Origin of the sequence: Janthinobacterium sp. KBS0711, from assembly GCF_000988085.1 — a bacterium.
In the GTDB taxonomy this organism is placed as follows: domain Bacteria; phylum Pseudomonadota; class Gammaproteobacteria; order Burkholderiales; family Burkholderiaceae_D; genus Janthinobacterium; species Janthinobacterium lividum_E.
This window is the reverse complement of record NZ_LBCO01000033.1, coordinates 862220-875209: the sequence shown is the minus strand read 5'-3', so window position 1 is coordinate 875209 and position 12990 is coordinate 862220. Positions and strand designations below refer to the sequence as shown.

The following is a 12990-nucleotide window of genomic DNA, read 5'->3' as shown; positions in this document are numbered from 1 at the left end:
AAGCCTGCACCATTACAACAATGGTGCAGGCTGTTGTCTGCCGCAAGCGTGCGTCCCCGCCTATCGATGCGATAGGCGGGGCGTCGGATTAGGTCAGAAGGCCAGGCGGCCCTGCAGGTAGACCATGCGCGGCGCGCCCACCAGCTTGCCTAGGTTGCCATCCGAGGTGCGCGTGAAGTAGCGCTTGTCGGCGAGGTTGTTGACGCCGGCAACCAGTTCCAGGCCGTTCTGGCCTGGCACTTTCCATTTCATTTGCGTATTCCAGGTACGGAAGCCGGGAATCACGCCCAAGTTACCAGCCGCGTTTTCCGCCATGGTATTGGCTTCGTCGGCGAACTGGCGGCTCTGGTGGCTGCTCGACAGGTCGAAGCCCCAGGCGCTCAGCTGGTAGTGGGCGCCGATGGTGTCCGTGGTGCGCGAATAGAAGGGCACGTCGTTGCCCGCGTTCACGCCATCCTGCAAGGTCGCCTTGGTATAGGTATAGGTGGCGTAGGCGTTCAAGCCGGCCAGCGGGCCGGACTTGTCGAAGTGGTAGTCGACGGCCGATTCCAGGCCCCGGTGGTGCGTGGCGCCCACGTTGTAGAAGACGACATTTTCGCCGCTGCCGACGGACTGGATCTGGTTGTCGAACTTGATGTTGAACAAGGTTGCTTCGGCCGACAGCTGGCCGCTCTTCCAGCGCGCGCCCAGTTCGGCCGTTTTCGCCAGCTCCGGCTGCAGCGGGTTCTTGCTCGATTGCGCATTGAGCTGCGTATTTTGCACGGCGCCAAACGAGCTGTTGTAATTGCCGAACAAGGTCACGTTGTTGTTGAGCAAGTAGGCCACGTTCAGCGAGGGCAGGGCCTTGTTGTTGAGCAGATCGATCTTCTGGTCGGTCGGCAAGTGGTTGAAGCGTTCCGTCTTGATGTGCTCGTAGCGCACGCCCGGCGTGATGCGCCACGCGTCGATGGCGATCTTGTCGTCGATATACACGGCTTGCGCATCGGTCGAGTTGTCGGCGAAGCGCGTCGGCGCCTGCCGCACGCCGCTGGCGATGACGACATTATAGATGCTCTCGTCGGCCCGTTCGGCCAGGTAGCGGTAGCCGACGGTGACATCCTGCGACACCTTGCCGGTCGTAAAGCGCTGCGTGTAGCGCGGCTCGATGGCCGTCGTTTCATAGTTGCGCGGCTGGCGGCCCAGGTTTTTTCCGCTGATCAGGGTGCTTTCACGCGAACTTTTGTTGTAATAGGCGCGCACCTCGAATTCCTGCGTGCCTGACAGCGCGTTCAGGTAGCCGATGTCGAAGGCCTTGCGCTCGCCGCTCCAGAAGTCGGTCGGGCGCGTGTTCTGGAACGGGTCCTGCTTGTATTGCGCGGCGGTCAGGCCGCCCGGCGTGCGCGACGTCACGTCGTAGTAGGACAGCTTGGCGTACACCTCGGCCGTCGGGCTCAGGTCGTAGCGGAACTTGAGGGCGAAGTCGTTGACCTTCTCATCGCTGCCCACGCGCCAGTCGCTGCCGCGGATGCCGGAATACAGCACGGCCAGGCCCAGGCCGCTGTCGAGCTGGGTGCCGGCAAAGACGCTGGCCTGCGTGTTGTGGCCCACTTCGCTGTACGAGTTGTAGCGTACGGTGGCGTCGCCCGTGATGCCTGGCGTGGTGGGCACGCGGCGCGTCTTGAAGTTGATGATGCCGCCCACGTTTTGCGGGCCGAAGCGCACGGCGCCGCCACCGCGCACCACGTCGACCGCCTCGACATTGGCCAGGCTGACGGGCGCGAACGACAGTTGCGGCTGGCCATACGGCGCCACCGACATCGGGATGCCGTCCAGCAAGACCGTGCTGCGCGGCGAATAGCGCCCGGCCAGGCCGCGCACGCCTATATTGAGCGAGATGGCGCTGCCGGCGCTGCCCGAGTTGTCGCTGATCTGCACGCCGGGAATGCGGCGCATCACGTCGCTGAGGCTGGTTGCGCCCGAGTTCTCGATGTCATCCTTTTGCACTACCGTGCGGGCACCCGCGAAATTCTTCGTGCTGGCGGCCATGCTGGTGCCCAGCAGATTGCTGCTGACCTGGATCGATTCCAGGATGGGACCGGCGTTATCAGCCGTATTGGCTTGCTGTGCCTGCGCGACGATGGGCGCGTTCAGGCAGGCGAGGGCGATGGCCAGCGCGCACGGGCGCAGCGAAAAGGGCAGTGTGGAAAATGTGGCGGCCATGCATGGATCTCCGTAATGACAATGTTTGCGCGGGCAATCGGGCGGCGCGACAACATCGTGGCGTGGACATCCGGCGCAAGGGGATAAGAATGATAATGATTCTCATTTTATCCGTCAATTGCGAACACTGCGTAGTGCCGGCTTTCCCTGTGAGTAGCAAGCAAGTGTTGTTGATCCGGTACAGCGAGTCGCCCGGATTGCCGCTTGGCACCATTGCTCGGGTGCGGCGGCATTGCGTGCGCTTCTTGTATACTCCCGCTTTTGCAGCCGTCAGACGTGAACGTACAATGAGCCAGACAACTGAAACGACACCAGGCATTTCCTCCGTGGAACGCCGCCAGGGCGACCAGCCGGCAAGTGCTGCGCGCAAATTGAATCTGCTGGTGGTCGACGACAACCAGGAAGTGGGCGAATCGCTGGCCATGCTGCTCGAAGCGCTGGGCCACCACGCCGTGGTGGTGCGCAACTGGCAGATGGCCGTCGAGCAAGTCAAGCTGTGCGTGCCCGACGCCGTCTACCTCGACATCGAAATGCCCGGCATCAGCGGCATCGAAATCGGCCGCCGCCTGCACCACAATCCCGAGACGGCCAACGCCGTGCTGATCGCCGTCACCGGCCACAGCCTGCCCATGTACATGGACGACGCGCTGGCCGTTGGCTTCCGCCACTTCCTCGTCAAGCCCGTGCGCCTGGAAGACCTGGCGACGACGGTGCAGTCGGTGCTGGCGGGGTAGTTCGCTGACCTACGGCCGGCTCAGCGACCACTGCTGGTTGTTCGCGTTGGTCAGATTCCACTGGATGATCTGCGCGTTTTCCGCCGTGCTCAGATTTAAGACATCCAGGGTCAGGTTGCTGTAGCGGTTGTTGATCGTCTGGTAGCCGGCAACGGGGCTGGCGAAATGCCATTGCTGGCCCAGTCCGCCCCAATAGCTCCATTGTGCGATATTCGTGCCGGCCGTGGTCGAGTTGTTGTAGTCGTCCAGGCCCAGCAGGCTGTTCGCATTGATCAGGCTATAGTAGCCGTCGCCATGTCCCACCACATACCATTGCTGGTGTTTTGCCCCCGTATACGTTTGCTGCTGCACCAGCGCGCCATTCGCCGTGCCGGCGCCCGCCACGGCCAGCGCCTTGCCGCTCAGGCGTGAGCGCAGCACCGTGGGGCCGTCCGAGATGCCGCCGCAGCTGGCGATGGAGAAATTGCGCGTCAGGCTGGGCCAGCCGCCCTCATACGTCATTTTTAAGATATCGAGCTTGGCCGCGCCATTGTCGTTGACGTCGTAGTAGTGGATCGACGTGTAGTTGCAGCCATCCTGCTTGAGCACGCCGATATGTCCCGGGCCCTTGTATCTGCCGTCGAGGTTGGGCAGCACCGTGCGCGTGCCGCTGTACGGCCCCGTCACGCTGCTGGCGCGCTGCACTTCCACGTAATACGTGCTGGCGGCGCCCTGGCAGCATTTGCCGCGGTTGACGAACAGATAGTAATTGTCGCCATCGCGCGTGATGTAGGGCGCTTCGATATCCTTGCCGCCGCCACCGAGGATGGTGGTGACGTTGCCCGTGGTTTTGCCCGTGGCCTGGTTGATTTCCGTCACGCCGATGCCGCCGAAAAACGAGCCATACGACATGTAAACCTTGCCGTCGTAATCGCGGAACAGGGCTGGATCGATGGCATTGATTTCCGCGCCGCCCCCATATGATTGCACGACGATGCCCAGGTCCGTCCAGCTGGGATTTTTCAGCGAGGCCGAGCGGGCCACGCCGATGGCCGACACGGACGTGCCGAAGGTGGACACCGAGTAATACAAATAGTAATAGCCGTTCATGTGGATCACGTCCGGCGCCCAGTACGAGCCGCTGAAGTTGGGGATTTTATTGGCGATCCATGCCGGCGGCGTGCTGAACACGGGCGCGGGGCCGGCCGACCATTTCAGTAGGTCCGTCGAGGTGGAATACCAGATGCCATCGCCCGTCGTGAAATTGAAATACGTGTCGCCGTCGCGCGTGAGGGTGCCGGGGTCGTGCGCGTTGGGCACGCCCGTCAGGTTGACCGCTTGCGCCGCATGGGCGCAGAACATCAGGCACAGTGCTGCCAGGATTTGCTTCATCGTTGTCTCCGTACTGTTTTTATGGGGCGGTCCAGGCCGCACCCCAGAGTAGGGTGATGGTCAAATTTGCACTAATGAATTTTTTACAGGAAGCGATACCGGGGCGGGTATCTGAAAAAGAAAAAAGCTGGCCTGGAATAGAAAAAGCCCGGTTCGAAAACCGGGCTCTTCTTTATTCTGTGGGGTGGCTGATGGGGCTCGAACCCACGACAACAGGAATCACAATCCTGGACTCTACCAACTGAGCTACAGCCACCACTGTCTTACTTACCTGTTTAGCTGTTTTGCTGAACAGGTGCCGAATTATACAAAGAACTCGGCAAAGTGGCAAATCTAAATGCAGTCTTTTTTAAAGAATCGAAAGATTGCATGAAAACGGTCGCTTTTGCTCTCACACTGCTTACACGGACAGGTGTTCGACGGGCGGGTGCAAGTCCAGCAAACCGGCGAAGGCTTGCGCCAGGGCTTCGACCTTGGCCGTCGTGTAGCCCTGCAGTTGCGGCGCATCGTTGCCGCTGCGGCGCAGGCTGGCAGCGTCGAGCAGGCGGGTCAGCTGGCGCGCCACGGCTTCCCCGGTGTCGACCAGGGTGATCTGTTCCTGCGTATGCGCGCGCACCGTGCGTGCGATGGCGTCCTGCACGAAAGGGTAGTGGGTGCAGCCGAGCACGAGGGTATCGACGCCTTGCGCGAGCAGGGGCGCGATATAGCGCTCGAGCATGACGCTGGTGGCGTCGAGCGGGTCGCTGCCCATCGCGGACTGTTCGATGCGTTCGACCAGGCCGACGCAGGGCTGCAAGATGAACGTGGCGCCCGTCGCGCTGCTGACTTGTTCGCGCAAGGCCAGCAGTTTGTCGCCGCGCAAGGTGCGCTCGGTGGCCAGCACGCCGATCTTGCCGTTGCGGCTGATCGCGGCAGCCGGCTTCAGGCCCGGTTCGACGCCGACGATGGGCAGCTCCGGGTAGCGCGCGCGCAGCGCCTTGATGGCGGCGATCGTGGCCGTGTTGCAGGCGACGACCAGTGCTTTCGCGCCTTGCTGCAGCAGATAGCTGGCCACTGCCAGTGAACGGTCGATCACTTGCTGTTCCGTCTTGTCGCCATACGGCGCATGGCCGGAATCGGCAAAGTAAATCAGGTCTTCCTGCGGCAGCTGCGCGCGGATATGGCGCAGCACCGACAGGCCGCCCACGCCGGAGTCAAAAATGCCGATGGGCGCGTCAGGGTGAGCATTGCTTGCAATAGAAGTCATGGGAAACCGGAGTAGATAAAAAAACGCCGCGCTGATTGCCGCGCGGCGTTAATGGTAGAGCTTGTTTAAACAACCGTCACGGGAATCTTGCTCACGCTATTGAGTTGCTCGATCTTCGCCTGCCACTCTTTCGGGCCCGTGTTGTGCACCGAGGTGCCTTTCGCATCCACGGCCACCGTGACCGGCATGTCGACGACGTCGAATTCGTAGATCGCTTCCATGCCCATGTCGGCAAAGCCCAGCACCTTGGCGTGCTTGATGGCTTTCGACACCAGGTAGGCGGCGCCGCCGACGGCCATCAAATAGGCTGACTGGTGCTTCTGGATCGATTCGATGGCGACCGGGCCACGTTCGGCCTTGCCGATCATGGCGATCAAGCCGGTTTTTTCCAGCATCATGTCGGTGAACTTGTCCATGCGCGTGGCGGTCGTCGGACCGGCCGGGCCGACGGCTTCGTCGCGCACCGGGTCGACCGGGCCGACGTAGTAGATCACGCGGTTTTTAAAATCGACTGGCAATTCTTCGCCCTTGGCCAGCATGTCCTGGATGCGCTTGTGCGCGGCGTCGCGGCCGGTCAGCATCTTGCCATTCAACAGCAAGGTCTGGCCCGGCGTCCACGAAGCGACTTCTTCTTTCGTCAGGGTGTTCAGGTCGACGCGCTTGGACTTTTCCGTATCCGGCGTCCAGTGCACTTCCGGCCACGACGACAGCGATGGCGGTTCCATGTAGGCAGGGCCCGAACCGTCCAGCACGAAGTGGCCGTGGCGCGTGGCGGCGCAGTTCGGGATCATGGCGACAGGCTTCGACGCGGCGTGCGTCGGGTGCATCATGATTTTCACGTCGAGCACGGTCGTCAGGCCGCCCAGGCCCTGCGCGCCGATGCCCAGCGAGTTGATCTTGTCGCACAGCTCGATACGCAGTTCTTCCAGCTTGTTTTGCGGGCCGCGTTGTTTCAGCTCAAACATGTCGATGTCTTCCATCAACACTTCTTTTGCCATCAGCATGGCTTTTTCGGCCGTGCCGCCGATGCCGATGCCCAGCATGCCTGGCGGGCACCAGCCGGCGCCCATGGTGGGCACGGTCTTCATGACCCAGTCGACCAGCGAGTCGGACGGGTTCATCATGATCATCTTCGACTTGTTTTCCGAACCGCCGCCCTTGGCAGCGACTTTCACGTCGACGGTATTGCCTTCGACCAGTTCCATGTGCACGACGGCTGGCGTGTTGTCCTTGGTGTTCTTGCGGTCGAAATGCGGGTCGGCCACGATGGAAGCGCGCAGCTTGTTGTCGTCGAAGTTGTACGCGCGGCGCACCCCTTCGTTGACGGCGTCGGTGACCGTGCCGGAGAAGCCTTCGAAGCGCACGCCCATGCCGATTTTCAGGAAGACGTTGACGATACCCGTGTCCTGGCAGATAGGACGCTTGCCTTCCGCGCACATGCGCGAGTTGGTCAGGATTTGCGCGATCGCATCTTTTGCCGCCGGGCTTTGCTCGGCCGCGTAGGCGCGCGCCAGGTGCTCGATGTAATCAGCAGGGTGGTAGTAGCTAATGTACTGCAACGCTGCGGCGACGGATTCGATCAGGTCTTCTTGCTTTATGACAGTCATGGTGTTCTCGCGGTGGATAAGAAGGGTAGGACTCTTTGCTGAAAGCCCATGGCCGCCGCTGGCAGCCATGGGCTTGTTTCTTTAGTGTGGTGCTCTGGCTTGGTTCTGTGTCACCGTCATGATGCGGTCCGTGTAGGCAATCGCCATGGCTGACAGGATGAAGACCATGTGGATCACCGTTTGCGCGATGACCACGTTCGGTTCCTTGGCATACGCGGTGGCGTTGATGAAGGTCTTCAGCAGGTGGATGGACGAGATGCCGATGATGGCCATCGCCAATTTCGTCTTCAGCACGGAAGCATTTACGTGCGACAACCATTCCGGCTGGTCTGGGTGGTCATCGAGGTGCATGCGCGAAACGAAGGTTTCGTAGCCGCCGATAATGACCATGATCAGCAGGTTCGAAATCATCACCACATCGATCAGGCCTAATACCACCAGCATGATGGTCGCTTCGTTCAGCTTCACGGGAGGCGGCACGCCGGGCACGGTCACGGCGCTGATGACGTGCTGCAGGGCCGCATCATTGCCGAACACGGCGCCGATCAGGTCGGACAATTCCACCCAGAAATGAAATACATACACGCATTGTGCGAGGATCAGGCCCAGGTACAGCGGCAACTGCAGCCAGCGCGACATGAAGATGAAGGCGGACAGCGGATGCAGCTTGGTATGCTTGGTAGTCGGTGGTAGGTGGTCGATCATGTGGGGTTTCCTGGGGGAGTAAATACCAATTTTTGGCATGCCCGACATTTTACACTTGCTGTTGATTACTGCGCATGGCCTTGCTCCTGATTATTAGGTTTGATGAAACACAAAGTGGTATTGAACCTTCGGCGCACCGCGTATTTTCCCAGCGAAAATACTGTACGGCGTCCCCTTGACTCCTATTGCTGAAGGCGCTTATGGTTAGCCTTGATAGGGGTAAACGCTGCATAAACGCGACATGTAAGGCGTCCGTAAGACATGGGGCCTATCGTGTTAGCAAACAATTACTACACTGGAGACAAGCATGAGCGCTACAGAGAACCAAGGGCAGGGCACACAGCAGCAGGGACCAGAAGAGTCACGCGTATTTGAGCCGTCGGCAGCGTTTGCCGCACAGGCAACGATTTCCGGCATGGACGCTTACCGCGCCATGGTGGCCGAGGCCGAACGCGACTACGAAGGCTTCTGGGCCAAGTTGGCGCGCGAAAACCTGAGCTGGAAAAAGCCGTTTACCCGCACCCTGAACGAAGACAACGCCCCATTCTACAAATGGTTCGAAGACGGCCAGCTGAACGTGTCGTACAACTGCCTGGACCGCAACATCGAGAACGGCCTGGGTGACAAGACGGCCATCATCTTCGAGGCGGACGACGGCACCGTTACCAAGGCAAGCTATAAAGAACTGCACGAAAAAGTCTGCAAGTTCGCCAACGGCCTGAAATCCAAGGGCATCGCCAAGGGCGACCGCGTCATCATCTATATGTCGATGTCCGTCGAAGGCGTAGCCGCCATGCAAGCGTGCGCGCGCATCGGCGCCACCCACTCCGTCGTCTTCGGCGGCTTCTCGGCGAAATCCTTGCAGGAACGCATCATCGACGCAGGCGCCGTGGCCGTCATCACGGGCGACGAGCAATTGCGCGGCGGCAAGAAGCTGCCATTGAAATCCATCGTCGATGAAGCGCTGGCGCTGGGCGGCTGCGACTGCGTGAAAAACGTCATCGTGTACAAACGCACGGGCAGCGACCTGCCGATGGTGGCCGGCCGCGACACGTGGCTGCACGAGCTGGTCGAAGGCCAGAGCGCGCAATGCGAGCCGGAATGGGTCGATGCCGAGCATCCACTGTTTATTCTCTACACGTCCGGCTCGACGGGCACGCCGAAGGGCGTGCAGCACTCGAGCGGCGGCTACCTGCTGTGGGCCGCGCTGACGATGAAGTGGAGTTTCGACATCAAGCCCGACGACGTGTTCTGGTGCACGGCCGACATCGGCTGGGTGACGGGCCACAGCTACATCGCGTATGGCCCGATGGCCGTGGGCGCCACGCAAGTGGTGTTCGAAGGCATCCCGACCTACCCGAACGCGGGCCGTTTCTGGGAAACCATCAAAAAACACAACGTCAGCATTTTCTACACAGCCCCCACGGCCATCCGTTCGCTGATCAAGGCGGCCGACGTGGACCCGAAAGTACATCCAAGCAACTACGACCTGACGAGCTTGCGCCTGCTGGGCACGGTCGGCGAGCCGATCAATCCGGAAGCGTGGATGTGGTACTACAAAAACATCGGCGGCGAGAAATGCCCGATTGTCGATACATTCTGGCAAACGGAAACGGGCGGCCACATGATCACCCCGCTGCCTGGCGCCACGCCAATGGTTCCCGGTTCCTGCACCCTGCCATTGCCAGGCATCATGGCCGCCATCGTCGACGAGGCGGGCCAGGACGTGCCGAACGGCCAGGGCGGCATCTTGGTCGTGAAGCGCCCATGGCCATCGATGATCCGCACGATCTGGAACAACCCCGAGCGTTTCAAGTCCAGCTATTTCCCGGAAGAACTGGGCGGCAAGATGTACCTGGCAGGCGACGGCGCCATCCGCAACAAGGACACCGGCTACTTCACGATCACGGGCCGCATCGATGACGTCTTGAACGTGTCGGGCCACCGCATGGGCACGATGGAAATCGAATCGGCCCTGGTCGCCAACCCGCTGGTGGCCGAAGCCGCCGTGGTGGGCCGTCCGGACGATACGACAGGCGAGTCGATCTGCGCCTTCGTGGTGCTGAAGCAAGCCCGTCCGACAGGCGAGGAAGCGAAGAAGCTGGCCCTGGAGCTGCGCAACTGGGTCGGCAAGGAAATCGGCCCGATCGCGAAACCGAAGGAAATCCGTTTCGGCGACAATCTGCCAAAAACCCGCTCCGGCAAAATCATGCGCCGCCTGCTGCGCGTGCTGGCCAAGGGCGAGACGATTACGCAGGATGTGTCGACCTTGGAGAATCCGGCGATTCTGGATCAGTTGAAGGAAGCGTCCTGATGTTGCTTGGGTAGCCAAAACCCAAACCAACATCCGGGGTCGGACCCGCCGGGTCCGACCCCAGCCCTTACGGGGTTACTGTAGAAGCGCTACTTTTACCCCACGGTAAATAACTTTGGCAGTCCGTAGATTCTTTGCTATAATCTGCGGCTTCGCGACAAGCGAGAAATAGTACGCAATGTAAGTAAGACACGTTGCCTGCAGGAGAGGTGGATGAGTGGTTGAAGTCGCACGCCTGGAAAGCGTGTATAGGTTCATAGCCTATCGGGGGTTCGAATCCCCCTCTCTCCGCCACGGATAGTAATTAAGTAAGATCAGGACGTCTCAGGAAGTCCCTCAAAAACCGCTTAGATCATTGATTCTAAGCGGTTTTTTCGTTTTTCGGCGTCTCGAAATGTGCCAAGACGTTTCAGTACGTCTAACTTTTTTGAGGGAAAGCGCCGGGCCGGATTCCCCCATCCTTGACTACCATTCCCGCATAACTGTCCTATAGTGGTTTCAGACGCATTTGCGAAGGAGGCCACCATGGCAAAGCTCATCGTACCGCTGTCCGAACTTCAGGTCAAAAACGCCAAACCAAAGGATAAACCATACAAGTTATCCGACGGCGGCGGCCTGTTCGTAGAAGTCATGCCGAGCGGGTCTCGCATCTGGCGCTGGAAGTTTCGCCAGGCCAACGGTAAGGAGAACGCACTGACGTTTGGTCCTTATCCGGAAATTACGTTGCAGGATGCGCGTGAAAAGCGCTTGGCAGCGCGGCGCCTGATGCTGCAAGGGATCGACCCGGCCAAGCATCGCGACGACGCCAAACGACTGTTGAAAGAGCGCGCCGCCAATACTTTTGAAAAAATCGCCCGCGAGTGGCATGCCAACAGGGTTCCGACCTGGAGCGAGCGCACCGCCAAGAACGTCCTGCAACGGCTGGAGGCAGATATCTTTCCTGCCATTGGCCGCAAGCCCATCGATGAACTCAAGCACCTCGATGTGATCGCCGCACTGCGCAAGATCGAGGAGCGCGGCGCAAGCGAGGTCGCCCATCGCCAGAGAGCGGTATGTGCGTCAATTTTCAGCTACGCGATTCAGTGCGGATTCACAGAGCGCAATCTGGTCACCGATATGAAGGATGTGCTGAAGACCGTCCGCGCCGGACACTTCGCCGCCATCAACGCCGACGAGCTACCGCAGTTCCTGGCCATTCTGGACCGCAACGAAGCACGTATGTTCGCGCCGACCCGCATTGCGCTGCGGCTGATGCTGCTGTGCTTTGTGCGTACCAGCGAGTTGATTGAAACGCCCTGGAGTGAAATTGACCTGGAGCGCGGCGAGTGGATCATTCCATGGCAGCGCATGAAGCGCGGCAAGCTGACCGTCAATCCGGATATGACCAACCATCACGTATGCCTGTCGCGCCAGGCGCTGGAGCTGCTGCGCGAACTGCACGCGATCACGGGCCGCAGCAAGTACCTGTTCCCGAATCAGCGCGACCACGAAAAGCCGATCAGCAATAACACGATACTGGTGGCGCTTGGACGCATGGGATACAAGGGCAAGATGACCGGCCATGGCTTCCGGGCGCTGGCCATGAGCACCATCAAGGAGCGCCTGGGCTACCGGCATGAAGTCGTGGACCGGCAGCTGGCACATGCACCGAAGGATAAGGTGGCCAGCGCCTATGACCGCGCCCAGTTCCTGGCGGAGCGGCGCCGGATGATGCAGGATTGGGCCGACTATATCGATGCCGTCAGCGGCAAGGGAGCGCCGCCGCAGACGCCAAGATTAACGCTGGTCAGTGGCGAATTCAGCCGGGATGGCGGAACAGGAGGGCACCATGTCTAAGTATGTATTGCGCCTCACGGATGAGCTTATCAAGCAAGCTGCTCCGAAGGACAAAATATATAAACTATTCGATGGGGCTGGTCTGTACATCGCAGTGCAGCCCAGCGGCAGCAAGGTCTGGCGCATGAAGTATCTCCAGCAAAGCGGTGGCGAAAGCGTTCTGACTTTTGGCCGGTACCCTGAAGTTTCCATTGCCAAAGCGAGAGAACACAGGCTTGCAGCGCATCAGCTGCTGGAGCAGCAGCAGGACCCGCACACAGAATTCAATCGAGAAAAATTGCATCCACTGCCAAAGCCTATTCCAATCGACGAAATATTCGATGAGCCGGAGTGGGGCCATGTGCAGACCAGTATTCGGCGGGCGACCCTGCTCGCTATCCGTCACCTCGAAACCGCCTTATTTCCGGCATTGCAGCGCATTTCCATCAGTGAAGCACAGCACAGTATCCAGCAAGCAGCCATTCGGCAAATTGAACAGGCTGGTTTGCAGGTCGTCTCCCGTCAGCTGGAGGGTGTCGCGACGGCGCTCGCTGCCAGTTATTTACGTAACGGTATGAGCATGGACCAATTGGTTAGTGCGATGAAGGAGTCAAGGAGGCGGGTACGTCGCCAGGGCGACAACATGCAGTAGCTATCGGAGTCTTTGACCGGGTCCCAATTCTGCGTAGTACGAAAAGCGCACTTGACGAAACGAACCACTTGCAAACGTCGATATCAGGCATAGAATGAAGCTCTCTTATGTGGGAATCGCTCCCACGAGGGCATGCATCGAGCATGTCCCTATGCTTAGCGGCATAGGCGTTGCGGTCGTCACCCGCCACCATGATACATAGCAGTTTCTGCTAGATATATCGCCGGGCCATGCAGAAGCATGCACATCTCGGCACGATAAAGCGCTGCCTTCAGCGTCTACATATCCCACAGTCCGCAAGACGGATTGCCTGGATGATTGCGCCCGGTGGGCGCTTCTTCAAACAG

General features: G+C 59.9%; 9 protein-coding genes and 2 tRNA genes. 5 read left to right on the top strand and 6 right to left on the bottom strand.

What is annotated here, in order from left to right; genetic code table 11:
- Window positions 1-93 precede the first annotated feature (93 nt).
- Window positions 94-2199 carry a TonB-dependent receptor family protein gene (locus tag VM94_RS22505; RefSeq protein WP_046685391.1) on the bottom strand — a complete coding sequence of 702 codons (2106 nt, stop codon included), beginning with the start codon at window positions 2197-2199 and terminating at the stop codon, window positions 94-96.
- Between the two features lie 287 nt (window positions 2200-2486).
- Here VM94_RS22505 and VM94_RS28620 point away from each other — a divergent pair, with 287 nt between their 5' ends.
- The gene (locus VM94_RS28620; RefSeq protein ID WP_081368151.1) at window positions 2487-2933 is read left to right on the top strand and encodes a response regulator; all 447 of its coding nucleotides are present in this window, start codon (window positions 2487-2489) and stop codon (window positions 2931-2933) included.
- A 9-nt stretch (window positions 2934-2942) separates the two neighbouring features.
- On the opposite strand, the gene VM94_RS22495 is transcribed toward VM94_RS28620, so the two are convergent.
- The 5 genes from VM94_RS22495 to VM94_RS22475 form a co-directional block, all read right to left on the bottom strand.
- The gene (locus VM94_RS22495) at window positions 2943-4304 is read right to left on the bottom strand and encodes a family 43 glycosylhydrolase (RefSeq protein WP_052755892.1); all 1362 of its coding nucleotides are present in this window, start codon (window positions 4302-4304) and stop codon (window positions 2943-2945) included.
- A gap of 180 nt (window positions 4305-4484) precedes the next feature.
- A tRNA-His gene (locus VM94_RS22490) sits at window positions 4485-4560 on the bottom strand.
- 144 nt (window positions 4561-4704) lie between these two features.
- Window positions 4705-5550 (bottom strand): glutamate racemase, encoded by an 846-nt coding sequence (murI, locus tag VM94_RS22485; RefSeq protein ID WP_046685389.1) that lies wholly within the window; start codon window positions 5548-5550, stop codon window positions 4705-4707.
- 65 nt (window positions 5551-5615) lie between these two features.
- Window positions 5616-7157: a fumarate hydratase gene (locus VM94_RS22480; protein WP_046685388.1), complete on the bottom strand. Its 1542-nt coding sequence runs from the start codon at window positions 7155-7157 to the stop codon at window positions 5616-5618.
- Between the two features lie 81 nt (window positions 7158-7238).
- Window positions 7239-7862: a YqhA family protein gene (locus tag VM94_RS22475; protein ID WP_046685387.1), complete on the bottom strand. Its 624-nt coding sequence runs from the start codon at window positions 7860-7862 to the stop codon at window positions 7239-7241.
- Window positions 7863-8169: 307 nt separating this feature from the next.
- Between VM94_RS22475 and acs the strand changes: the two genes are divergently transcribed.
- The 4 genes from acs to VM94_RS22455 all read left to right on the top strand — a co-directional run bounded on the left by acs (window position 8170) and on the right by VM94_RS22455 (window position 12643).
- The gene (acs, locus tag VM94_RS22470; protein WP_046685386.1) at window positions 8170-10176 is read left to right on the top strand and encodes an acetate--CoA ligase; all 2007 of its coding nucleotides are present in this window, start codon (window positions 8170-8172) and stop codon (window positions 10174-10176) included.
- A gap of 203 nt (window positions 10177-10379) precedes the next feature.
- A tRNA-Ser gene (locus VM94_RS22465) sits at window positions 10380-10470 on the top strand.
- Between the two features lie 231 nt (window positions 10471-10701).
- Window positions 10702-12012: a tyrosine-type recombinase/integrase gene (locus tag VM94_RS22460; protein WP_046685385.1), complete on the top strand. Its 1311-nt coding sequence runs from the start codon at window positions 10702-10704 to the stop codon at window positions 12010-12012.
- Window positions 12005-12643 carry a DUF4102 domain-containing protein gene (locus VM94_RS22455; protein WP_160309316.1) on the top strand — a complete coding sequence of 213 codons (639 nt, stop codon included), beginning with the start codon at window positions 12005-12007 and terminating at the stop codon, window positions 12641-12643. Before VM94_RS22460 ends, VM94_RS22455 begins: the two co-directional genes overlap by 8 nt.
- Window positions 12644-12990 lie beyond the last annotated feature (347 nt).

What these genes read in the sequence shown, in the direction of transcription:
- VM94_RS22505 (WP_046685391.1), bottom strand. Translation starts at nt 2,199, where the DNA reads ATGGCCGCCACATTTTCCACACTGCCCTTTTCGCTGCGCCCGTGCGCG.
- VM94_RS28620 (WP_081368151.1), top strand. Translation starts at nt 2,487, where the DNA reads ATGAGCCAGACAACTGAAACGACACCAGGCATTTCCTCCGTGGAACGC.
- VM94_RS22495 (WP_052755892.1), bottom strand. Translation starts at nt 4,304, where the DNA reads ATGAAGCAAATCCTGGCAGCACTGTGCCTGATGTTCTGCGCCCATGCG.
- murI (WP_046685389.1), bottom strand. Translation starts at nt 5,550, where the DNA reads ATGACTTCTATTGCAAGCAATGCTCACCCTGACGCGCCCATCGGCATT.
- VM94_RS22480 (WP_046685388.1), bottom strand. Translation starts at nt 7,157, where the DNA reads ATGACTGTCATAAAGCAAGAAGACCTGATCGAATCCGTCGCCGCAGCG.
- VM94_RS22475 (WP_046685387.1), bottom strand. Translation starts at nt 7,862, where the DNA reads ATGATCGACCACCTACCACCGACTACCAAGCATACCAAGCTGCATCCG.
- acs (WP_046685386.1), top strand. Translation starts at nt 8,170, where the DNA reads ATGAGCGCTACAGAGAACCAAGGGCAGGGCACACAGCAGCAGGGACCA.
- VM94_RS22460 (WP_046685385.1), top strand. Translation starts at nt 10,702, where the DNA reads ATGGCAAAGCTCATCGTACCGCTGTCCGAACTTCAGGTCAAAAACGCC.
- VM94_RS22455 (WP_160309316.1), top strand. Translation starts at nt 12,005, where the DNA reads ATGTCTAAGTATGTATTGCGCCTCACGGATGAGCTTATCAAGCAAGCT.